At 60.7% G+C, this 22,800-nt stretch carries 20 protein-coding genes; 11 read left to right on the top strand and 9 right to left on the bottom strand.

Translation table 11 applies throughout. The features are described 5' to 3' along the window. Nucleotides 1-28: 28 nt before the first annotated feature. On the bottom strand, nucleotides 29-340 hold the full coding sequence (locus GTF44_RS10300; RefSeq protein ID WP_145208648.1) for a virulence factor: 312 nt from the start codon (nucleotides 338-340) through the stop codon (nucleotides 29-31). Nucleotides 341-576: 236 nt separating this feature from the next. On the opposite strand from GTF44_RS10300, the gene GTF44_RS10295 reads away from it, so the two are divergent. The 5 genes from GTF44_RS10295 (at nucleotide 577) to GTF44_RS10275 (ending at nucleotide 7,816) form a co-directional block, all read left to right on the top strand. Next, on the top strand, nucleotides 577-1,734 hold the full coding sequence (locus GTF44_RS10295) for a Ppx/GppA phosphatase family protein (RefSeq protein ID WP_145208650.1): 1,158 nt from the start codon (nucleotides 577-579) through the stop codon (nucleotides 1,732-1,734). Between the two features lie 131 nt (nucleotides 1,735-1,865). Beyond that, nucleotides 1,866-2,588 (top strand): RlmE family RNA methyltransferase, encoded by a 723-nt coding sequence (locus tag GTF44_RS10290; protein WP_171559585.1) that lies wholly within the window; start codon nucleotides 1,866-1,868, stop codon nucleotides 2,586-2,588. Nucleotides 2,589-2,696: 108 nt separating this feature from the next. Further along, nucleotides 2,697-4,151 (top strand): IMP dehydrogenase, encoded by a 1,455-nt coding sequence (gene guaB, locus GTF44_RS10285; RefSeq protein ID WP_171559588.1) that lies wholly within the window; start codon nucleotides 2,697-2,699, stop codon nucleotides 4,149-4,151. 31 nt (nucleotides 4,152-4,182) lie between these two features. Next, the gene (locus GTF44_RS10280; protein ID WP_171559590.1) at nucleotides 4,183-5,355 is read left to right on the top strand and encodes an RsmB/NOP family class I SAM-dependent RNA methyltransferase; all 1,173 of its coding nucleotides are present in this window, start codon (nucleotides 4,183-4,185) and stop codon (nucleotides 5,353-5,355) included. Between the two features lie 97 nt (nucleotides 5,356-5,452). Continuing rightward, nucleotides 5,453-7,816, top strand: a complete 2,364-nt coding sequence (locus GTF44_RS10275; RefSeq protein ID WP_367383455.1) for an ATP-binding protein — start codon at nucleotides 5,453-5,455, stop codon at nucleotides 7,814-7,816. Between the two features lie 130 nt (nucleotides 7,817-7,946). Here the strand turns inward: GTF44_RS10275 and GTF44_RS10270 are convergent, their stop codons facing one another. Next, nucleotides 7,947-8,189 (bottom strand): hypothetical protein, encoded by a 243-nt coding sequence (locus tag GTF44_RS10270; RefSeq protein WP_171559594.1) that lies wholly within the window; start codon nucleotides 8,187-8,189, stop codon nucleotides 7,947-7,949. Nucleotides 8,190-8,357: 168 nt separating this feature from the next. Between GTF44_RS10270 and recA the strand changes: the two genes are divergently transcribed. The 3 genes from recA (at nucleotide 8,358) to GTF44_RS10255 (ending at nucleotide 12,599) form a co-directional block, all read left to right on the top strand. Next, complete coding sequence (gene recA / locus GTF44_RS10265) at nucleotides 8,358-9,443, top strand: recombinase RecA (protein WP_171559597.1); 1,086 nt, start codon at nucleotides 8,358-8,360, stop codon at nucleotides 9,441-9,443. 171 nt (nucleotides 9,444-9,614) lie between these two features. After that, complete coding sequence (gene alaS / locus GTF44_RS10260) at nucleotides 9,615-12,305, top strand: alanine--tRNA ligase (protein ID WP_171559600.1); 2,691 nt, start codon at nucleotides 9,615-9,617, stop codon at nucleotides 12,303-12,305. 3 nt (nucleotides 12,306-12,308) lie between these two features. Then, the gene (locus GTF44_RS10255; protein ID WP_171559603.1) at nucleotides 12,309-12,599 is read left to right on the top strand and encodes a DUF1330 domain-containing protein; all 291 of its coding nucleotides are present in this window, start codon (nucleotides 12,309-12,311) and stop codon (nucleotides 12,597-12,599) included. Here the strand turns inward: GTF44_RS10255 and GTF44_RS10250 are convergent. Next, entirely contained in the window at nucleotides 12,596-13,207 is a 612-nt protein-coding gene (locus GTF44_RS10250) for a YitT family protein (RefSeq protein WP_171559605.1), read from the bottom strand. The genes GTF44_RS10255 and GTF44_RS10250 overlap by 4 nt on opposite strands. Nucleotides 13,208-13,247: 40 nt before the next feature. Next, a complete protein-coding gene (locus GTF44_RS10245) occupies nucleotides 13,248-13,706 on the bottom strand; it encodes an Lrp/AsnC family transcriptional regulator (protein WP_145208666.1) in 459 nt (152 codons plus the stop codon). Between the two features lie 120 nt (nucleotides 13,707-13,826). Here GTF44_RS10245 and GTF44_RS10240 point away from each other — a divergent pair, with 120 nt between their 5' ends. Both GTF44_RS10240 and GTF44_RS10235 read left to right on the top strand, forming a co-directional pair. Then, entirely contained in the window at nucleotides 13,827-14,033 is a 207-nt protein-coding gene (locus GTF44_RS10240) for a DUF6356 family protein (protein WP_145208668.1), read from the top strand. A gap of 3 nt (nucleotides 14,034-14,036) precedes the next feature. Then, a complete protein-coding gene (locus GTF44_RS10235; RefSeq protein ID WP_171559608.1) occupies nucleotides 14,037-14,831 on the top strand; it encodes a class II glutamine amidotransferase in 795 nt (264 codons plus the stop codon). 4 nt (nucleotides 14,832-14,835) lie between these two features. Here GTF44_RS10235 and GTF44_RS10230 read toward each other — a convergent pair whose 3' ends face one another. From GTF44_RS10230 to GTF44_RS10220, 3 genes are all read right to left on the bottom strand, one after another. Continuing rightward, complete coding sequence (locus GTF44_RS10230) at nucleotides 14,836-16,215, bottom strand: DUF3179 domain-containing protein (protein ID WP_171559611.1); 1,380 nt, start codon at nucleotides 16,213-16,215, stop codon at nucleotides 14,836-14,838. A gap of 101 nt (nucleotides 16,216-16,316) precedes the next feature. After that, a complete protein-coding gene (locus GTF44_RS10225) occupies nucleotides 16,317-16,652 on the bottom strand; it encodes a multidrug efflux SMR transporter (protein ID WP_171559613.1) in 336 nt (111 codons plus the stop codon). A 232-nt stretch (nucleotides 16,653-16,884) separates the two neighbouring features. Further along, on the bottom strand, nucleotides 16,885-18,099 hold the full coding sequence (locus tag GTF44_RS10220; RefSeq protein WP_171559616.1) for an NADP-dependent isocitrate dehydrogenase: 1,215 nt from the start codon (nucleotides 18,097-18,099) through the stop codon (nucleotides 16,885-16,887). A 634-nt stretch (nucleotides 18,100-18,733) separates the two neighbouring features. Here GTF44_RS10220 and GTF44_RS10215 point away from each other — a divergent pair. Then, nucleotides 18,734-21,862, top strand: a complete 3,129-nt coding sequence (locus GTF44_RS10215; protein ID WP_171559619.1) for an Ig-like domain-containing protein — start codon at nucleotides 18,734-18,736, stop codon at nucleotides 21,860-21,862. Here GTF44_RS10215 and GTF44_RS10210 read toward each other — a convergent pair. Continuing rightward, on the bottom strand, nucleotides 21,859-22,119 hold the full coding sequence (locus tag GTF44_RS10210; protein ID WP_145208680.1) for a hypothetical protein: 261 nt from the start codon (nucleotides 22,117-22,119) through the stop codon (nucleotides 21,859-21,861). The genes GTF44_RS10215 and GTF44_RS10210 overlap by 4 nt on opposite strands. Nucleotides 22,120-22,131: 12 nt before the next feature. Next, complete coding sequence (locus tag GTF44_RS10205) at nucleotides 22,132-22,785, bottom strand: alpha/beta hydrolase (RefSeq protein WP_145208682.1); 654 nt, start codon at nucleotides 22,783-22,785, stop codon at nucleotides 22,132-22,134. Nucleotides 22,786-22,800: the final 15 nt, after the last annotated feature.

Here is a 22,800-nt window from a genome sequence, read left to right as displayed (position 1 = left end):
TCTCCCAGGGTGATGTCGGTGGCATGTGTTAGGCCGCCTTGTCGTTATCCCATCCGTCATTGGCGATCAGGGCTTTGAGCCGGTCTTGGTCATAGCTTTGGTCCAAGGTTTCGGCCTGTACCCGCGCGATCTCATCAGGGTCACCGTCGACCTCAAACGGCTCCGCCTTCCGCCAATCGGCCAGATAAGCGTCATCGTCTTTCGCACCGACCTTCATCGCGCAGCGGTCAATCGCCTGCTCGAACCGTTCGGGCAGGGGGGCTTTCGATCCGCGACGGCCTTTGCCGACGATGATCTGGGCCGGAATATCGCGCCAATAAACAATGGTGACAGCGGGCATAGGCGAATCCTCTTCTCTGCCCGTCACCATATGAGCGCAGGCCAGACCCACCGGGCCTGTTTTCGACATCAATTGGGGCCGGAGCGACCCCGGGAGAGTCCTAACGGGTTCGCGGCGCGCAGGCGAGGTGCGGGGAGGGTCATAATTCTCATGATCATCTTGAGGTGCGGCAAGAGCATTGTGAGATCGCGCGTGGATCGTTACATTTGTCGCAACTTATGAATTCGGAGGGGCCGATGTCGCGCAAGCGTCCTCACGGTGCCGGCCCGTTCCCCAGACCCGTTGCGCCGGTGACCCCGGTTTCGACCCCGCCTGTTGAACGTAACCCCGCACCCAAATCACGCCCGGATCCGGCGGATCTTTATGCTGCGCTGGATTTGGGCACCAACTCGTGTCGCATGTTGATCGCTCAACCCAAGGGCAATCAACTGCATGTGGTGGATTCCTTTTCCAAATCGGTACAGTTGGGTCAGGGTCTGGAGGCCTCGGGGCGGCTCTCGCGCAGTTCGATGGCGCGCGCGGTTGGGGCGTTGAAGATCTGCCAGCGGAAATTGGCGAAACATCATGTGCGAAGCGCGCGGCTTGTGGCGACCGAAGCCTGCCGTCGGGCGGTCAACGCGGATGATTTTATCGCCGTGGTGAAGCGCGACACGGGGCTGGAGCTGGAGATTATCGAGCCGGAGGAGGAGGCGCGTCTCGCGGTTGTCTCCTGTGCGCCTCTGGTGTCGACCCGGACCGAGCAATTGTTGGTGGTCGATATCGGCGGCGGGTCGACGGAATTGGTCTGGATCGATCTGAGCCGGGTGCCCGCCTTGGAACGGCCACGGGCGATTATGCGGCTGCATCATGGCTTCGATCACAAAGACAGTGTGTTCCCACGCGCCAAGGTGGTGGATTGGATCTCCGTGCCTTTGGGGGTGGCGACGCTGAAAGACATGTATTCGGATGTGGCGGACGATTCCGGGCGCTTTGCGTTGATGAGTTGGTATTTCGAAGAGCAATTGGCAGCGTTCTCGCCCTATGACGATGCGGCGGATCAGGCGCGCGAGGGGTTTCAGATCATCGGCACCAGCGGCACGGTGACAACCGTGGCGGCGAGCCATCTGGGTCTTCGGCGCTATGACCGGAATAAGGTGGATGGCTTGCGGATGACCTCGGATCAGATTGATACGGTCATTCAAGGCTACCTGAGCCTGGGCCCGGATGGGCGACGGCGCGACCCGCGGATCGGGCGCGACAGGCAGACGCTGATCATGTCGGGGGCGGCGATTTTGCAGGCTTTGTTGCGGGCCTGGCCGACGGACCGGTTGAGTGTGGCGGATCGGGGGCTGCGTGAGGGGTTGCTTTATGCCCAGATGTCGTCAGATGGGGTGTTGGAGGACGGACCGCTTTGAGGGATTGCGCCCGTGCCTGTGCGGCACGTCGCGGTGGGGGCGCCCGCGTCAGCCCCTAAAGGGGCCTCCATGGGCGCGGTGCCTCCGGCGGGGATATTTTTGAAGCAGAGAAGCAGGGACCTGAACGCAAGATGGCGAAGGGCACAAGCGGGCGCGGGCAGCGCGATTTACGGGTGAAGGTGAAGACGGCGCGAGGGCGGAAGCTCAGCTCGACGCTGTGGCTGGAGCGGCAATTGAACGACCCCTATGTGAAGCGGGCCCAGGCTGAGGGGTATCGCGGGCGGGCCGCGTTTAAAATCTCGGAATTGGATGACAAATATCGGTTTTTGGTTCCGGGCGCGCGGGTGGTCGATTTGGGCTGCGCGCCTGGTGGATGGTGCCAGGTGGCAGTCAAACGGGTCAATGCGCTTGGGGAGAAGCGTGGCAAAGCCGTGGGCCGTGTGATTGGGCTGGATTTGCAGGAGGTGGAGCCGATTGCGGGGGCCGAGATCCATCTGCTGGATTTCATGGAAGATGGGGCAGATGATCAGGTGAAGGCGTGGTTGGGCGGCAAGGCTGATGTGGTGATGAGCGACATGGCGGCGGCCTCTTCGGGGCACAAGCAGACAGATCATTTGCGGATCATGGCGCTTTGTGAGGCGGCGGCGGAGCTGGCCTTTGACGTGCTGGATGAGGGTGGGACTTTCGTGGCGAAAGTCCTGGCGGGGGGCGCCGAGGGCGAGTTGCAAAAGCGCCTGAAGCAGAGGTTCACGAAAGTCGCGAATGTGAAGCCGGGGGCCAGCCGTGCGGACAGTTCGGAGAAGTTTGTGGTGGCCACTGGGTTTCGAGGCCAATCGGACGAGACTGAGGACTGACGGCAGAAATCCGGGCAAACTTGCGTATCTCCCAGATTTAGGGGTTTCCCTCCGGCGCGCCCCATGAGAAAGACACGTGCCAACTGAAACTCCCGCTGGAGGTCCGAGATGGAGATTCGTGAGGCGCTTACCTTTGATGATGTGCTGTTGGTCCCTGGGGCCTCCTCCGTTCTGCCGAGCACGGCGGATACGCGTACACATGTGACCGCCTCAATCGCGCTGAACATTCCTCTTCTCAGTTCAGCGATGGATACCGTGACCGAAGCGCGGATGGCGATTGCCATGGCGCAGGCGGGTGGCATGGGGGTGATCCACCGCAATCTCGATATCGAGCAACAGGCCCGTGAAGTGCGGCGGGTGAAGCGGTTTGAGAGCGGCGTGGTCTATAATCCAATCACGCTGCGACCGGATCAAACGCTAGCCGATGCAAAAGCCTTGCAAGAGCGGTATCGGATCACCGGCTTCCCCGTGGTCGACGAAGATGGCCGGGTGATGGGTATCGTCACCAATCGCGATATGCGGTTTGCCCGCGATGATGCGACGCCGGTGCGGGTGATGATGACGGCCGAATATCTGGCGATGCTGGAGGAGCCAGCGGATTTGGACGAAGCGCGGAGCCTGATGCAGGCGCGGCGGATCGAGAAGCTGTTGGTGGTGAGCAAAGAAGGCCGCCTGACCGGGCTTTTGACGATCAAAGATATCGAGCAAGCGGTGTTGAACCCGACGGCTTGCAAGGACGAGTTGGGACGCCTCCGGGTTGCGGCGGCGACGACGGTGGGCGATGCCGGGTTTGAGCGGTCGGAGGCGCTGGTCGATGCGGGCTGCGATCTGATCGTGATCGATACGGCGCATGGGCATTCCGAGGGCGTCGGCCAGGCCGTTGAACGGGTCAAGAAGCTGTCGAACGCGGTGCAGGTTGTGGCGGGTAATGTCGCGACCGGTGAGGCGACGCGGGCTTTGATCGGGTCCGGGGCCGATGCGGTAAAGGTCGGGATTGGACCGGGATCGATCTGCACAACGCGGATCGTGGCCGGCGTCGGCGTGCCACAACTGACCGCGATCATGGATTGTGCCGAGGCGGCAGCCGCAACCGGCACACCGGTGATTGCCGATGGCGGCATCAAGTATTCGGGCGATTTTGCCAAGGCGATCGCGGCGGGGGCGCATTGCGCCATGGTCGGCTCGATGATCGCCGGGACCGATGAGAGCCCCGGAGAAGTCATTCTCTATCAAGGCCGTAGCTTCAAAAGTTACCGTGGTATGGGCTCGCTTGGTGCGATGGCCCGGGGCTCAGCAGATCGGTATTTTCAGAAAGATGCGGCCAGTGACAAACTGGTGCCCGAGGGGATCGAGGGGCAAGTGCCCTATAAAGGCAGCGCGGGCGCGGTGATCCATCAGCTTGTTGGCGGGCTCAGGGCGGCGATGGGCTATACCGGCAGCGCGACGGTTGCCGATATGCGCCAAGGCGCGCAATTCGTTCGGATCACCGGATCGGGCCTGAAAGAGAGCCATGTGCATGATGTGCAGATTACGCGTGAAAGCCCAAATTATCGTTTGGGATGAGTGTATTGTGGGCTGATCTTCGAATTCTGGCATGACACCTGCAGCCCGCTATGCTGCGGCCATTACCGTGTTGGACCGTTGGCTCGACGGGGTGCCGGCTGAGAAGGCCCTGACCGGATGGGCGAGAGGCGCGCGCTATGCCGGGTCGAAAGACCGAGCCGCGGTGCGGGATCATGTCTTTGATGTCTTGCGGATGAAGGGGCGTTGCGCCTGGCTCGGCGGGGCAGAAACAGGTCGGGGCCTGACCCTCGGGCTTCTTCGGTTGCGCGGGGAGGCGCCTGCGGAGGTGTTCACAGGTGATGGATATGCGCCGGCGGCCTTGACGCCAGAAGAACAGACGCCGCCTGCGGACGATCCAGAGATCGACCTTGATGTGCCGAATTGGCTCATGCCTGCGCTGCAAGCCCGGTTTGATCAGGATCTCCCGCGCGCGCTTGTTGAAATGGGCAAACGCGCGCCGGTCTATCTTCGTCTCAATCAGAGGAAAGCCGATGCGTTACAGGTGATTGACCGTCTGCGTTCCAGTGGTGTTGAGGCCGTCGAAAGTGCTGACTGTGCAACTGCCTTAGACGTGTGCGCGGGCGCCCGGCAACTGCGTCAGGCATCCGCCTATCTCGATGGGCTGGTGGAGATCCAAGATCTCTCGGTGCAGCGGGCGATGGGGGTCATTGATTGGCCTCTGAAAGGACGTGTCCTGGACTATTGCGCCGGGGGCGGCGGCAAGGCTTTGGCCATCGCGGCCATTTCTGACGCGGAGATTACGGTCCATGATGCCCATCCGAAGCGCATGGCAGATATCCCGGCGCGGGCGACGCGGGCAGGGGTCCGGCTGAACATGCGCGAGACAGACGCTCTCGCAGCTGAGGGTCCGTTCGATTTGGTGCTGTGTGATGTGCCCTGCTCGGGAAGTGGTACATGGCGCCGTGATCCGGAGGCAAAATGGTGCCTGACGCCGGATCGATTGGCGGAGTTGTGCCAGCTCCAGGCCGATATTTTGGAGAAGGCGGCGGCGTTGGTTCGGCGCGGAGGTCGGATCGTCTATATGACCTGCTCGCTGTTTCACGATGAGAATGAAACGCAGATCTCTGGCTTCTTGGCGCGCAATCCGGATTGGCGGCAAACGGTCCAGCATTTTGATACCCCGTTGACCGCATCGGACGGTTTTTTCGTCTCGGAGTTGACGCAGCTCTTAGAGACGCCCTAAGAATCAAGGATGTGGCGACAATGAACCGCCGATTTTAAGACCCGTTTAATTATTTGTTTGCGAAATAGGGTGTGACGAATCGGATTGGAGGTTGGCTGTGGCGGATCAGGCGGTTGTGCCCGAGAAGTTAGCTGTGCCGATTGGGGCGGCTTCGCGACAGTCGTGGTTGCTCTTCGGATTGGCAATCGTGTGTGCGGGCCTTGCCTGGTATGTGCCGTCGCAGGCTGGATCTCTAATGCTGTTCGCGGCTTCTGGCTCTATTATTGCTGTCGCGATGCTGCTGCTGCTGACATCACATTTCCAAGTGAAGCGTGATCGCCGGGCTTTGGTGCAAGCGGCAGATTTGATTGATCTTGATCCGGCCCCGTGTTTTTGCACCGATGAGTATGGGGCCATTGTGGCTCAAAATCTTTCGGCGACGGAGCGGTTCGGTGGCCGAATGGGGCAGTCAATGTCCCAGGCTCTGTCTGGCCTGTTGATCAATGCCCCCGCAGCGGTGTTTCGGCAGGAAACCGCTCTGGTGCGGGAGCGGATGGCGCGCGAAACACTCGTGACACGGCGCGGCCACGTACGCGTGACAGCGCATCGCGTCGGCAAAGGTGCCCTCTGGCGGCTGGATGAGAGTGTCGAAAGCGCTCATCGCAGTGGCGACCACATCGCGCTGCCGATGATGGTGGTCAGTCCGAATGACACGATTCTGTCGATGAATGATGCGATGCGCGACACGCTCGGGCGGCGGGCGCGGAGACTTTCCGAGGTGTTTTTGAAACTGCCTCTCGTGTCGGGGCAGAGGCGGAGCGTTCAGACTGCGACCAAGACCATCGATGTGCTCCCGGTAGAGGTCAGGGCTGTCGACGGGCGCCGCGAGGTCTACTTGCTCCCTGCGGGCGGTCAGGCCGGCATCAACGATGATGGTGTCGCCGCGCGGGCCTTTGAGGCACTGCCTGTCGCATTGCTCCATATCGGGGGCGATGGCGAGGTTCTGGCTTTCAACCAACATGCGCAGGCGCTCCTCGGCCTCACGCCTGGTGAGGGGCCTTATCTGTCGGACTTGGTCGAAGGTCTCGGACGGCCGGTCGAGGATTGGATCCGCGATACACTTGAGGAACGCATTCCGCATCGCCCAGAGGTGCTGCGTGCCAAGCGCCGGGAAGAAGACTGTTTTCTCCAAATCACGCTCGGGCGGATCGCCACTAGCAAAGGCCCGTCGCTCTTGGCCGTGCTTCACGATGCAACAGAGTTGAAAACGCTGGAACAGCAGTTTGTCCAAAGCCAAAAGATGCAGGCGATTGGCGAACTGGCGGGCGGTGTCGCCCATGACTTTAACAATCTGCTCACTGCGATCACGGGACACTGCGATCTTCTGCTCTTGCGCCATGATCAGGGTGATCCGGATTACGGTGATCTCGTTCAGATCAACCAGAACGCCAACCGCGCGGCGAGCTTGGTTGGGCAGCTACTTGCCTTCTCTCGCAAGCAGACCTTGCAGCCTGAGCTCTTGGATTTGCGAGACACGATGGGGGAGTTGACCCATCTCCTAAATCGGCTGGTTGGCGAGAAGGTTCAGCTGCACCTGTCTCATGACCCTGCGCTTTTGCCGATCCGCGCAGATCGGCGTCAACTCGATCAAGTTTTGATGAACATTGTGGTCAATGCGCGGGATGCAATGCCAGACGGTGGTGTCATCGATATCGAAACACGCATGGTTCGGTTGCCCGAGCCTTTGCGAAGGGATGAAGCAGAAGTTCCTGCCGGACAATATGTCAGCATTCGCGTCAGCGATGAGGGTGTCGGCATTGCACCAGACAAGCTAAGTCGGATTTTTGAGCCGTTTTATACGACTAAGGGTGTCGGCGAAGGTACGGGTCTGGGATTGTCCATGGTGTATGGGATTATCAAGCAGACCGGTGGCTATATCTTCGCCGATAGCACCGTGGGGCAAGGAACGACATTCACGATATACTGTCCTGCCCATGATCGACTCGCCGACGAGTTTGCGTCGCCAACAAAAGAGCGGCACATGTCGCCGGCTGAGCTCAGCGCCATAGATGCTGTCTCCGCAACCACTCAATCTGAACCGCCTGTAGTCAGCCCGACGGATGGCGTTGTCTTATTGGTCGAGGACGAAGCCCCGGTTCGGGCCTTCGCCTCCCGAGCCCTTCGGTTGCGAGGGTACACCGTTCTGGAGGCTGAAAATGCGGAAGAGGCTTTGGAAAAACTAAGAGATTCGGCCCTGGCCATCGATGTCTTTGTGACAGATGTTGTGATGCCAGGTATGGATGGGCCGAGTTGGGTTCGGGAAGCGCTCAAGAGCCGTCCGGGAGTAAAAGTGGTCTTTGTTTCGGGCTATGCCGAAGACGCGTTGGACAAGACCAGCGAAGAGATTCCCAATTCGGTTTTCTTGCCAAAGCCGTTTTCCTTGTCGGATTTGACAGAAACGGTACAGCGCCAGTTGCATTAGCGATGGTCCGCGGTCTTTCTTAGTGGCGAAGACTGTCTACCGGGTGCTCGGACCAGAGCTGAACTTACTAGCTTGCGTCAGGTGTCTTTGACGGACAATCACGGTGGTCGGCGATATCTGAACAGACTCTTCAGCTATAAAAAACGCCTCCTGTATAGGCCAGTTTCCAGCACATGATGCCCTGGTTTTCAGAGAATCCTGACAAGGTCTCGCAATGCTGGACGATGAAAACACACTTCATCCCAGTTGGGTCGAGAATCGCGGCGCTGCTATAGGCATAAGCGCCGTCTCCAACGCAGCCGTTCCGGCTTTCGGCGGGGCAAAAAGAGCACAAGTTTTGCGTCCAAAACGAGAGTAGATTGTCGTTTTGCATCAGTGTTTCTTGCGGTAACGCGTCCTTAACCCTTCTCAAGAAAGACTGGAACGCGCACGATTTTACTTGAAATGTTCTTCTTTTGTGCGCATCCATGTGCAGAACAAGAGGCGAACATAGAGCATCATTGCCGCCCCCATGGCGGTATGAAATAAGGGATCAACACTCATGGCAATGGCGAACCTTCTGGACATGACCGACCGAAAATCCGCGGATAAACAAAAAGCGCTCGACAGCGCCCTGGCCCAGATCGAACGCCAGTTCGGCAAGGGCTCGATTATGAAGCTCGGCGACGAGAATGCCGTCCAAGAGATCGAGGCGACATCGACAGGCTCGCTTGGTCTCGACATTGCGCTTGGGATTGGCGGGCTCCCGAAAGGTCGGGTCGTTGAGATTTATGGTCCGGAAAGCTCGGGCAAGACCACATTAACCCTGCACGTCGTCGCGGAGGAGCAAAAGAAGGGCGGCGTCTGCGCCTTTGTCGATGCGGAACATGCGCTTGATCCGCAATATGCGCGGAAGCTTGGCGTCGATCTGGACGAGCTGTTGATCAGTCAGCCGGACACTGGTGAACAGGCGCTGGAGATTGTCGATACATTGGTGCGCTCTGGTGCGGTAAATCTGGTGGTGGTCGACTCGGTCGCAGCGCTTACGCCGAAATCGGAACTGGAAGGCGACATGGGCGATAGCTCGGTCGGCGTTCATGCCCGCTTGATGAGTCAGGCCATGCGCAAGCTGACCGGATCGATCAGCCGGTCCAACTGCATGGTGATTTTCATCAACCAGATCAGGATGAAGATTGGCGTGATGTTTGGCAGCCCGGAGACCACGACCGGCGGCAATGCGCTGAAATTCTACTCCTCCGTCCGGCTTGATATCCGCCGCATCGGTGCACTCAAGGATCGCGACGAGGTGGTGGGCAATGCGACCCGCGTAAAAGTGGTTAAGAACAAAGTGGCGCCGCCGTTCAAACAGGTTGAGTTCGACATCATGTATGGCGAAGGCATTTCCAAAATGGGCGAGCTGCTCGATCTCGGCAACAAGGCCGGTGTGGTCGAGAAGTCCGGTTCTTGGTTCTCTTATGGTGATGAGCGCATTGGCCAGGGTCGGGAGAATGCCAAACAATTCCTGAAAGATAACCCGGCCATTGCTCTGGAAATCGAAGACAAAATCCGCGCCGCGCATGGGTTGGATTTTGACATGCCCCCCGGCAGTGCCAAAGCGAGTGCCGATGAGGACATGATCGAAGATTAATCATCCCCCGGGCGAAACGCCCGTGTGATCAGCAAAACGCTGAACCAGGAAAGGGCGCGGTGAAACCGGCGCCCTTTTCGTTTGGCGTTGGCCTATGCATAGATTGTCCTGTGGACAGTCCCCCGGCGCCTCGCTACATCCAACAGACCAGCCCTAGTAGAGACGCCCGCCATGGCCAGCCTGAACGATATTCGCAGCACTTTCCTCGACTATTTCGCCCGCAACGGGCATGAGGTTGTCGACAGCTCTCCGCTTGTCCCGCGCAATGACCCGACCCTGATGTTCGTGAACTCCGGGATGGTGCAGTTCAAGAATGTCTTCACCGGCATGGAGCACCGCGACTATACCCGCGCGACGACAAGCCAAAAATGCGTCCGCGCCGGCGGCAAGCACAATGATCTGGATAATGTCGGCTATACCGCCCGGCACCATACTTTCTTTGAAATGCTGGGGAATTTCAGCTTCGGCGATTATTTCAAGGAAGAGGCGATCCCCTATGCCTGGGAACTGATCACCAAGGACTTTGGCATCGACAAGAGCCGACTGCTGGCGACGGTGTATCATACGGATGACGAGGCCTTCGACATCTGGAAAAAGGTTGGCGTGCCGGAAGATCGGATCATCCGGATCCCGACCCATGACAATTTCTGGCAAATGGGGCCAACAGGTCCGTGCGGCCCTTGCACTGAGATTTTCTACGATCATGGTGATCATATCTGGGGTGGCCCGCCGGGAAGTCCCGAGGAAGACGGTGACCGGTTCATCGAGATCTGGAACATCGTGTTTATGCAGAATGAGCAGTTCGCCGATGGCTCGATGGTGCCGCTCGATATGCAATCGATCGATACCGGTATGGGCCTGGAACGGATCGGCGCGCTGCTCCAAGGCAAGCACGACAATTACGACACGGATTTGATGCGGAGCCTGATCGAGGCGAGCGCGCATGCGACCTCCGTTGACCCCGATGGGCCGAAAAACGTGCATCATCGGGTGATCGCGGACCATCTTCGCTCCACGTCATTTCTGATCGCCGATGGGGTGATGCCGTCGAATGAAGGGCGCGGCTATGTGCTGCGCCGGATCATGCGCCGAGCGATGCGGCACGCGCATTTGTTGGGCACGAAAGATCCGTTGATGCACCGTCTGGTGCCGGCTTTGGTGAGCCAGATGGGCCAAGCCTATCCTGAACTTGGCCGGGCGCAGGCGTTGATCACGGAAACGCTGAAACTGGAGGAAGAGCGGTTCCGGACCACGCTGGATCGCGGTTTGCGGCTGCTCGACGAGGAGTTGGGCGACCTGGCGGAAGGCGCGGACCTGCCGGGCGAGACCGCGTTCAAGCTCTATGACACCTATGGCTTCCCGCTGGATCTGACCCAGGATGCGCTGCGCGAAAAAGGGCGCGCCGTGGATACCGAGGGGTTTGATGCGGCAATGGAGGCACAGAAGGCCAAGGCGCGGGCCGCCTGGTCCGGCTCCGGCGAAACCGCAGATGCCGCGATTTGGTTCGATCTGAGCGAGACCCATGGCGCGACCGAATTCCTCGGCTATGACACCGAGACGGCGGAAGGGGTCGTCTTGTCGATTGTGTCGGATGGCAAAGAGATCGCCCAATTGGGCGAAGAGGGGGGCACGGCCTGGGTCTTGTTCAACCAGACGCCATTTTATGCCGAGGCGGGCGGCCAAGTGGGCGACCACGGCTATGTCCGCATTCTCGAAGGCACCCATGAGGCCTCGGAGATGCGCTTCACCGGCCATGTGAGTGATGTGCAGAAACGCGGCGATGGCCTGTTTGCGCATCATCTGACGGTGGATAGCGGTCATCTTGAGGTTGGCGACGCCGTTCGGCTTGAGGTGGACCACGCGCGCCGCGACACGATCCGCGCCAATCACTCCGCGACGCATCTGTTGCACGAGGCGCTCCGCCGCGCGCTTGGCGATCATGTGGCGCAGCGGGGCTCGCTGAACGCACCGGACCGGTTGCGGTTTGACTTCAGCCACTCCAAGGCGTTAACGGCGGCGGAACTGGACGCGGTGGAAGAAGAGGTCAATGCCTTCATCCGGCAGAACGCGCCGGTTGAGACGCGGATCATGACACCGGATGCCGCGCGCGATCTGGGCGCGCAGGCGCTCTTTGGTGAGAAATACGGCGACGAAGTCCGCGTCGTCTCCATGGGCATGCTGGATGGCTCGGGCAAAGGCGGTGATGGCCGGACCTATTCGATCGAGCTTTGCGGCGGCACCCATGTGCGCCAGACCGGCGATATCGGCGTGTTCGTCACGCTTGGTGACAGTGCGTCGAGTTCCGGTGTGCGCCGGATCGAGGCGCTGACCGGGGCCGCGGCGTTTGACTATCTGTCAGGGCAGGAGCGCCGTTTGGCGGAGGTTGCCTCGGTGCTGAAAGCGCCCGCAAGCGAGGTTCTGGACCGGGTGACGGCCCTGCAAGAGGAACGCAAGAGCCTGTCGAATGAGGTCGCGCAACTGCGCAAGCAATTGGCGATGGCGGGCGGCGGCGTGGCCGCGCCAGAGGTGCAAGACGTCAACGGGATCGCTTTCCACGCGCAGCTTTTGAGCGGCGTGACAGGTAAGGACTTGCCGGGTCTGATCGATGAACATAAGGCGCGGCTTGGCTCTGGTGCGGTGCTTCTGATCGCCGATGCGGGCGGCAAAGCGGCGGTCGCGGCGGGCGTGACAGATGACCTGACGGGCCGGATCAGCGCCGTTGATCTGGTGAAAGCCGCGGTGCCGGAACTGGGTGGCAAGGGCGGCGGCGGTCGTCCGGACATGGCCCAGGGCGGCGGCGCGGATGCAAGCAAGGCCGACGCCGCGATCAAGGCGGCCGAAGCCGTTCTAGAGGGAGTGTAAGAGATGCCCGGAGCGTTTTGGATTGCCCATGTGACAGTGACCGATGAGGTGGCCTATATGAAATATGCCGCACTCGCGACGGATGCGATCGCGGCCCATGGTGGCGAGTTTCTGGCCCGCGGCGGTCGCGCCGTACAAAAGGAAGGCCGCGCCCATCCGCGCAATGTAGTGGCGCGCTTCCCAAGCGTTGAGGCGGCGGAGACCTGCTATCACTCTGACATCTATCAAGAGGCGCTCAGCCATGCGCGTGGCGCGTCGGAACGGGATTTGGTGATTGTCGAGGCGCTCGACTAGCGCCCGATATACCGATCTTGGCGGTGGTTGACGCCAATCATCACGTTGACCACCACCGCACCAAGCAGTGACCAGCCGACAAGCGGCAGGGGCAGCACAAAAAGCGCGGCGGCAAAGAGGGCGATGTCGAAGCCCAGTTGCACCCATCCGGCCTGAAGCCCGACACGATCTTGCAGCCAGAGGCCCAAGACGCCGATACCGCCAAGCGACGCGCCATGACGGAAGAGCACCATCAGACCCAGTCCGGTTATTGCGCCCGCAAGAAGTGCGCCGAATGCCGGGTTTAGGTGCTCAAACGCAATCAGCCTTGGGAAGAGTTCCACCCAGATCGAGGTCATCGCCACGGCAATCGCGGTTTTGATCGTGAAACGTGGCCCAAGGCGCAGCCAGGCCAAGATGTAAAATGGCAGGTTGACCGCGAAGAACAGCAAGCCGATGGGCCAACCCGTGACATAGCTGAGCAAGACCGCGAGCCCGGCAGTCTGGCCGGTGATCAGGCCCATATGGGCCAGAAACACCAAGCCAAGCGCGCAGAGCGCGGTGCCCAGAAAGAAGGCCTGAACATCCTCGATAAGGCTGTGCGATAGGGTCTTATGCGGCTCCGTCATAGCGCGCCTGATCGCAATCCCAGGCCGCGCCGTCCATGCGTCAGAGTGGCAGGGCGGCGGTGTCTTTCAACTCTTCCATCACGAAGCTGGCGGAAACATCGCTGAGATCAACTTTCTGGATCAGCCGTTGATAGAGACGGTCGTAATCCGCCACATCCGCAACCCGCGCGCGGATCAGATAATCCAAGTCACCGGTCATCCGATAAACGCCCATGATCTCGGGCATCTCGCGAACGGCGCGGGCGAATTTGTCCAACCATTTGGCGTCGTGATGCGCGGCGTGGACTTGGATGAAGACCATCAGGCCGAGGCCCAGTTTCGCGGGATCGAGCAGAGCCACGCGCCCGGTGATGATCCCCCGCGCTTCCAGCGCACGGACCCGGCGCCAGCAGGCATTGCGTGAGAGGCCGACGCGGGTTCCCAACTCTTCCAGCGGGATATCTGCCTCGCGTTGCAGAACGCTCAAAATCTGACGATCTATCGTATCAAGTTTCTCCATGATTCGATGTATAGTGTGAAAATATCCCAATATCACGCCCTCAATCGCGACAGATTGGGAAGCAATCTCAACCACTGCATGGCAAAATCACCCTGCGAACAGAGTTTGAGGAGAGCGCCCATGATCACCCGTATCTTTTTGAGCCACCCCCGTCAGGTGGAAGAAAGCTATCTGGAACACGCCGCGTTTGCGGGCCGGTTCTCGGGCAAACTGTTTTTGGCCAGTTGCGCGGCGGCGGTCCATGCGGTGATCCCGTGTCTGTTTGAAAAAACGGCGAGCCGGATGATCGCGGATATGTATGCCAAGACGCATAATCGCGGGCAGTAATCTATGTGCCGATGGGTCGCCTATACGGGCGCGCCGGTGTTTTTGGAGGATCTCGTCTCCAGTCCCGGTCATTCGCTGATTGAGCAAAGCCAGCACGCCACGGAATGCAAGACCGAGACCAATGGCGACGGGTTCGGGCTGGCTTGGTACGACGCGCGGCCTGAGCCGGGGCTCTATCGCGATGTCTATCCGGCCTGGTCCGACACCAATCTTCGTGCGATTTGCGCCCAGGTGAAAGCGCGGCTGTTCCTGGCCCATGTGCGGGCCTCGACCGGCGCCGCGACCAGTCGGAACAACTGCCATCCCTTCGTGAAAGGGCGGTGGTCCTTTATGCATAACGGACAGATCGGCGGGTTCGAGGCGTTTCGCAAACAAGCCGATATGGCGATCCCGGATGATCTCTATAATGAGAGAAAGGGCGGGACTGATAGCGAGGTTCTGTTCTTGCTGGCGCTTGCGGCGGGGTTGGAGACGGCCCCGGGAGCGGCCATGGCCGAGGCTGTCGGTGCATTGGAGGCGATGTCGCGCGCCAAGGGGCAGGGGCCGTATATGCGGATCTCGGCGGCGTTCAGCGCTGGGGAGGCGCTTTATGCGCTGCGCTATTCCTCCGACCATATCGCGCCTTCGGTCTATTACCGCTTCAGCGACAGCCGCCAGGGATGGGCGGTCGTTTCCGAACCGCTGGAAAGCGATCAAAGCGGCTGGCAGGAGTTACAGCCCGGCCATATGGCGCGCTTCGTCGGGCGCGACGTGCAGGTCACGCCCTTCGCGCCAGTGATGCAACCGGCGGCGGCTTAGGCAGTTAGTCGCGGGCGTAAAGCTCCGACTCCGCGCCGAGATAGCCGTTCCAGGCGAACCAATAGGCGATATGACCGGCAACGCGGGGCAGGCTGCGGCCATCATCGGCTTCCAGCGCGTCTTCGGTGACGCGCCAGGTCATGCCATCATTCGATGTCAGCGTCTCGGTGTCGCCGGAGAAGGTCAGATCACCACGCTCATAGGCGCGGACGCTCCGTCGATCAGCCTCACCGATCAGCACCAAGGACGTGTCGAGCATGCCGTCGTTCAGCACCATCTGATCCGCGAATGCGTCCAGCGGCCAGGCTTTCGCGCCGCCGAATTGCCGGATGCCGAAGACATAGTCTTTCTGCAGATGTTCGGATTGGTCGACCAGTGTCGGGAACATCAGATCGTCTGAGGCGAAATAGTCGCGATAGACCACGCCGGAGCCGTAATTCCGCGAAAATCCGGTGTTGAGCGAGAGAATCTGCGTCTCGGGATTGGCCGCGCGCCAGGCCTCCCAGGTGTCGATCACCACCGGGCGCTCTCGCAGCCGGATGCCACTATCGACCAGCGGGCCAACAACAGGCTCCCCGGTGAACTGGTTCCAGAGCGAATGGGTGGCGCGGTCGAACATCAGTTTGTTGGAGCGGTAGAGAAAGCCGGAGGAGCCGAAAATGAAAGGCTCCGCCCGCGCTTCGACTTCGGTTTCGAACAGAATGCCCGCGCCGCAGAGCGTGCAATAGGCCAGTGCCACGGGGACGCCGCCGATCACCTCGTTAAACATCTCATGCCAGCCCATGATCCGAAGCGGATAGGCCCGCGCATCGCCATTGATCGAGACGCCGAAGACCAGATCGTCGGGGCGCATATACTCAGCCTCGGCGGCAGTTATGAGGTCGGGATTGTCGAGCGAGGGGATGCCATCCTTCCGCACGCCGCCCCAAGTGATTTCCTCAAATCGGATCCGCATCCGGTCGCGCTCCAGATATTCCGGGCGCAGGAAGGCCGAGAAATTCGGGTCGATTTGGAGGAAGAGCGTGCGTTTGACCTCAACGAAACTGGGATGCGGGATGACCTGTGGGTTGGCCTCCTGCCACAGCATCCAGTCAAACCAGCCGCGCCTGTCGGGCTCTCCGGTGACATGTTGCAGCGCGGCGTCGATTGCATCGGGCGAGATCGGCGTGAAACGGAGTGCCGTGATCAGCCCCGCGGCCATGTCAGGGTTGCCACGGGTGTGGATGAACTCAAGCGCGGCGATGAAGTCGCTCGGGCTGCCATAGATCAGATCGTATTGCGCCCGAAACAGCGTGTCGAACTCATCTGAGGTCTGGGCCAGAGCGGTGATCGGGGTGAGGGCCGCGCTGGCCGAGAGCGCGGAGAAATGGCGGCGGGTGAGCATGGGCCGGGTCTCCTTTGATCGGCGGGTAGCGCAATCATGCGCCCGGCTGGCTTCACATGCATCTGACGTTCGGGTGATCGCGGGTGCCTCTCGCCCGCTGCTCAGTGGACATTGGTGGAGGAAAACACATTGATCACCACGATCCCCGCGATGATCAGCGCAATGCCGACCAATGCTGCAAAATCGATCCGCGGCCCGAACCAGACCAGCCCAACCGCCGCGACCACAACAATGCCGAGCCCCGACGCTTGCGCGTAGGTAATGCCGACCGGCATGTATTTCAGCGCAAGCGTCAGGAAGTAGAACGAGCCAGCAAAGCCCAGGATAACCAAGAGAGACGGCCAGAGGCGGGTGAATTGTTCGCTCGCGTTTAGGGCCGAGATTGCGATGGTCTCGCCGATGATGGAGAGGGCGAGATAGAGGTAATGCGTGGGCATGGAGGCAAGTGCTTTCAAACGGGTGTGGGACGGGCAGGGAGAGCCGAAACGCGGGCGGCGGTAAGTGGCCTGTTGCCCGCAGCAGGTCGCGCCTCGCCAGATGGGCCTAGGGGATCGCGGCGCGTCTTGGCGGCAATAGGGCAATCCATCGGGATGAATAGAGGTGAGCTATTAAAATCAAAAAAGGCCGCCCTGGGTCGGGCGGCCTTCGATCTCTTGAAGCCTCTCCGGTTTAACCGGCGAGCGCCTTGTTCAGGTTCTCGTCGATCTTCTCCAAGAAGCCCATCGTGGTCAGCCATTTCTGATCGGGGCCGACCAGGAGGGCGAGGTCCTTGGTCATGTCACCGGCCTCGACCGTATCCACGATGACCTTCTCCAGCGTCTCGGCGAAGTTCATCAACGGCGCGTTGTCGTCCAGCTTGGCGCGGTGTTTCAGGCCACCGGTCCAGGCAAAGATCGAGGCGATCGAGTTGGTCGAGGTCTCTTTACCCGCCTGATGCTGACGATAGTGGCGGGTGACGGTGCCATGGGCCGCTTCGGCCTCCACGATCTTCCCATCGGGCGTCATCAGTTGCGAGGTCATCAGACCAAGCGAGCCGAAGCCCTGCGCGACAGTGTCGGATTGCACATCGCCATCGTAGTTCTTACAGGCCCAGACAAAGCCGCCGGACCATTTCATCGCCGCCGCTACCATGTCGTCGATCAGGCGGTGCTCATAGGTGATGCCAGCGGCTTCGAACTTCTCTTTGAACTCTTCCTCATAGACCTTCTGGAACAGCAGCATGAACTGACCGTCATACTGTTTCAGAATGGTGTTCTTGGTCGACAGATAGACAGGCCAGCCAAGCGACAGGCCATAGTTCATCGAGGCGCGGGCGAAATCCATGATCGACTGATCAAGGTTATACATCCCCATATAAACGCCCGAGGAGGGCGCCTTGAACACTTCGCGCTCATCGACCGTGCCGTCTTCGCCGACGAATTTCATCGTCAACGTGCCCGGCCCGGGGAATTTCATATCCGTCGCGCGATACTGATCGCCATAGGCGTGACGGCCGATGACAATCGGCTGCGTCCAACCCGGCACAAGACGCGGTACGTTTTTGCAGATGATCGGCGCGCGGAACACAACGCCGCCCAGGATGTTGCGGATCGTGCCATTGGGCGACCGCCACATCTGTTTCAGGCCAAACTCTTCAACGCGCGCCTCATCGGGCGTGATAGTGGCGCATTTGACGGCGACGCCGATCTCTTTGGTCTTTTCGGCGGCATCGATGGTGATCTTGTCATTGGTCGCATCGCGGCTTTCGATGCCCAGGTCGTAATAAAGCAGATCCACATCCAGATAGGGTTGGATCAGCTTCTTCTTGATGAAGTCCCAGATGATCCGGGTCATCTCATCGCCATCCATCTCGACGATGGGGTTCTCTACCTTGATCTTCGACATCTGCCGTGTCCCTCATATGTGGTGAAGCATTCGATTGCGCGCGGTCTAACGGAAACCATTGCATCTGGGAAGTGGGTATACCGATGTATACCGGCGTCGTGATGTCGCGGAGGGTTTCGCGATTGGATTATCCCGTCTCACAAACAGGATAGCGCTATCGGCAGATTAACGCTTGCTTGAGCGCCTGCGCGTCTGGTTAATTAACTCGTTGCCGTTGCGTAAGTCTCGCGTGTTTTAGCTGTTTGGCTTTTGTCGCGCCCGAGGCTCGGCAAGAGCATTATGTGAGGTGTGAGGGCCGCCCGTGAGACTGTTACCAGTATGGGCCGCAGCTTTGGCGGTGACTGTTTTCTCCGGGCTTCTGCCTGTGTTCGGACCCGACCGCGTCGAGGCGCAAGTCATTGACGCCACGTGCTCGGAGGACACCCTGTCCAGTCCAGCCATCTTCGATGGGTCGTTCCTCAGTAGGAACACTATCGTGAGACAGGACGGCGTCTGTGGCTCCTCATCGGCTTACGCAGCTTTGATTGGCCTTTCAATCGGTCGTGGAGGTGTCGGCGGTCGCTTAAGGGTTAATGTTGGTGGCGCGGATAGTCCGTTTGTATCACCAACCTGCACGAGCGCCGCCGGAGGGCCGGTGACGGGCGACGTTTTTGCCCTTGATACGCTTCATACCTGTGTCGCCGAGTTCGACTTTGGGGGCCAGAGTCATGCTTTCTCTTACACCCTTTTCGGCACGATCACCGACAATGGGAATGGCACGTTCCGTGGCACGGCCACACGTGGGGTCGCCACCTACACCCGCACCCCGCCGCCGACGCTCACTCTCGCTGTGGATGCATTTACGAACAACACGTTTGATGTGACATTGACCTCAGATGTGGCGCTAGACGGCGCGTCGATTGCGGCCAGCGATCTGACCATCACGCCGGTCGGGCTCGGCACGATATCAAACCCGGTCTCTGGTGCTCCGGTGCGGGTGTCGGACACGGAGTACAGGTTCCCGATCACTGTCGTTGGGAGGGGCGACCTCGAGTTTCGGGTTGCCGCGGGTGCAATCAACGGCGCAACCGGGCTTGCCAATACCGCGGCGTCCAACACCGCATCCACGAATACCAATGACGAGCGCCCGACCGGGGCCTTTTCAGGCTTGGCCAGCACCGTGGGGCTGGCTGGGGATCAGGTGACCATCACCTTCAACGAACCGGTTGGTCTTATCATTGAGCTTTTGACGCTGAACAATCTCCGCGCGTCGAACCTGCTAAGTGGGGACGCCCTGACCTACACCTTCGATGTCGAGCCCATTGCAGATGGCCCTGCCAGCATATTCCTGCCTGCCGGTTTGGCCGCCGATCTCGGCGGGAATAGCACTTTGGCTGTTGGGCCGATCACCACCAATGCCGTTGTCTCAAGGCCCGAGATCACCTTGGCCTCCACCCAGGTCAATGGGCCGGTCGGGCGGAGCTTCACGTTTGACATTACCCGGCCTGGTGGCGGGCGCTATCGGATTGATGGACCGGCGGGTTTTCCGGGCGAGATCACGAACTTTTCCATAACTGGCTTTGCGTCGAACCCTGCTGCGGGCCGCTTCACCATCGCGGGGGAGGGCGGCGGCGGGCCGGTGGTCGTCAGCTTCCCCGAAGGCGCCTTCACCGATGACGAATCGGGCAATCTCAGCCTTGCCTTCGCCCCCCTCGAACTTGCCAATTTCGACCTGACCGCGCCGACCCCGACGATCACCTTTGAGGGGTATGATCTGGAAAACACCTTCACGGCGCGGATCACCTGGGATGAGGATGTGACGGGGTTTGAGGCCGGGGACATTACGCCGGTGAATGCGACGCTTGGGGCTTTTGCGGCGGTGAATGCGTCGGAATACACCGTTGAGGTCACCGCGATTGACCTGTCGACCGCGCCCTCGATCAACATCGCCCCGAATGTGGCCACCGATCTGGCGGGCAATGACAACGTGGCGGCGAATGGCGTGCCGCCCGGGCCGGATGGGACCGCGCCGACACTCAGCATCATCGGGCTGCCAACGGACGGGTTTGGCGGGCCGCAGACGGTGACACTGACGTTTGATTTCGGTGAGCGGGTGTTGGGCTTTGAGAACAGCGACATCGCGGTGACTGGCGGCACGCTTGGCGCGATCTCTGGTGGGCCTCAGGTCTGGACGGCGGAACTGGATATCCTGGGCACTCAGGATGTGAGCGTGACCGTTGCGGCGGGCGCGGTGCTTGATGCCAGCGGCACGCCGAATGCCGAGACCCGCGCGGGCAGCGCCGCTGATGCCGATCCGCCCACGGTGCAGATCACTGGCGCGCCGGGCTTCCCGGGCGATCCCTACACGCTTGATATCTTGTTCTCCGAGCCGGTCGCGGGCTTCGTTCTGGGCGATATCCAGGCCTCCGGCGCGGCTGTCTCCGACTTCACCAACACATGCGGCAGTGACCCCTGCGCCAGTTTCAGCATCGTCGTGACGGCGGAGGCGGATCGGCTCTTTACCCATGCGGTGGATATCCCGGCCGGCGTCGCGCAGGATGCGGCGAGCAATGACAATCTCGCCCTGGGCTTCGCCCCGCCGTCGCCAGATGGGACAGCGGCGCTGCCGGTGATCACCGGGGTGCCGGAGGGGTTCACCGGCCCGGTCTCGGCCACGATCACCATCGATTTCGGCGAGCCGGTGGTTGGGTTTGACGGCACGGATGTGACGATCACCGGCGGCACGCTTGGCGCGCTGACCGGCGGGCCGCAGATTTGGACCGGAGAGCTCAGCGTCACCGGCGATGCCGATGCTGTTGTGAGCATCGCGGAGGCGGCGGCGCAGGATGTCACTGGCACGCCGACCGCCGCGGCCAGTGTCACCGGCGCCTTCGGCAGTTCCGATTTGGCGGCGGAGTTGATCCGGGAGTTTATGAGCGCGCGCAGTGCGGCGCTGCTTGGGTCGCAGCCGTCGGTGCGCGGCTTTCTGACGGGGCAGAGCGCGACCGGGGCGCTGGAGGTAACGCGCGGCCAAGGCACCATCTCTCTGCAGACCGGCGGGCGTGCTCCGGTTTGGGCGGCGCTGGAGGCCAGTTGGAGCGAGCTGGAGGAGGCCGAGTTGAACTACGCCTTGGCCACGCTCGGCGCGCATACCTGGCTGAGCGAGCAGGCGCTGGTGGGCGTGATGCTGCAATATGACATCGCCGAAAGCGAGGATGGCGCGGCGCGTCTGGAGGGCACCGGCTGGCTGGCGGGGCCGTATTTTGCTGCCGCTTTGGGGCCGGGGCCGGTCTATGTTGATGGCCGCTTACTCTATGGCCGGACCGACAATGAGATCAGCCCGGTGGGCACCTATACCGATGCGTTCGAGACCGAACGCTGGCTGGCGACCTTGGCGGTCTCGGGCCGGATTGAGCGGCCGCAAGTGACCTGGTTCCCGAGCCTCGAACTGGCCTGGACCGAGGACACGCAAGAGGCTTATACCGACGGCTTGTCCAACACCGTCCCGGAACAGACCGTGCGCCTGGGGGAGTTGGCCGCCGGGCTAGATTTTGAGCACGCCCTGAACCCAACCACGCTGCTGCTCGGCGGGGTCTCGGCGATTTATGCCGATAGCTCAGGCGGCAGCGCTGGGATGGACGGCGCACGCGGACGGCTTGACTTCGGCCTGCGCCATACCGGGCACGACGGGATGAGCTACGATCTCAGCGCATTCTATGATGGGCTTGGAACGCCCGACTACCGCGCCCATGGCCTCGAACTCACCTTCCGCTTCGCGTTCTAAACGGGCTTGGCCGTTTGTTCTGAATCGCCCTGCCGGGCCGCGCGGCCCTTGGCCAGTTGCTCGGCCAAAAACCGCCGCGCGCGTGCCTCGGCCATCCGAACACGAACGGCGGTCCGAAACGCCTCTTCAGTTGAGGGAGACGATGCGCCGATCACCTCCGCCACGCGGTTCGGCAGAAGATCATCATCCAATTCCTCGGCCGCCGCGATGACGTCTTTGGCCAATTTATCTGCGAGCTCATCGACAATATTGCTCATCGCGTGAGGCCTTTAGCGTGTGGTTTCCGTCAGGCGGCGGCGAACATAGGTCTGAACGCTCTCGATCATCGGGTCCATATGCGGGTCTTCGAAGAAGTGACCGGCGTTTTCCATCTCTTCATGGGTGATGGTGATGCCTTTTTGCTCATGCAGCTTGTCGACCAGGATCCGGGTATCTTGCGGCTTGGCCACGCGGTCCGAAGAGCCGTTGATGATCAGGCCCGAGGCGGGGCAGGGCGCGAGGAAGCTGAAATCATACATATTCGCCGGGGGCGAGACGCTGATGAACCCCGTGATTTCAGGTCGACGCATCAAGAGCTGCATGCCGATCCAGGCGCCAAAGGAGAAGCCCGCGACCCAGCAATGCTTTGAGTTCGGGTTCATCGACTGCAGGTAGTCGAGGGCGGAGGCAGCATCAGACAGCTCGCCGATCCCCTGATCATATTCGCCTTGGCTGCGGCCCACGCCACGGAAGTTAAACCGGAGGACGGTGAACCCCATATTGTGGAACGCGTAATGAAGGTTGTAGACCACCCGATTGTTCATCGTGCCGCCAAATTGCGGATGTGGATGCAGGATAATCGCGATTGGCGCGTCCTTGGCCTTTTGCGGGTGGTAGCGACCCTCGAGCCGACCTTCTGGGCCGGGGAAAATGACCTCGGGCATTATGCCTCCTTCATG

It is taken from the genome of Roseobacter sp. HKCCD6576-2, from assembly GCF_013179285.1.
GTDB classification, from domain to species: Bacteria; Pseudomonadota; Alphaproteobacteria; order Rhodobacterales; family Rhodobacteraceae; genus Rhodophyticola; species Rhodophyticola oceani.
The sequence above is the reverse complement of the archived record's forward strand: the minus strand, read 5'-3'. Positions and strand labels throughout refer to the sequence as shown.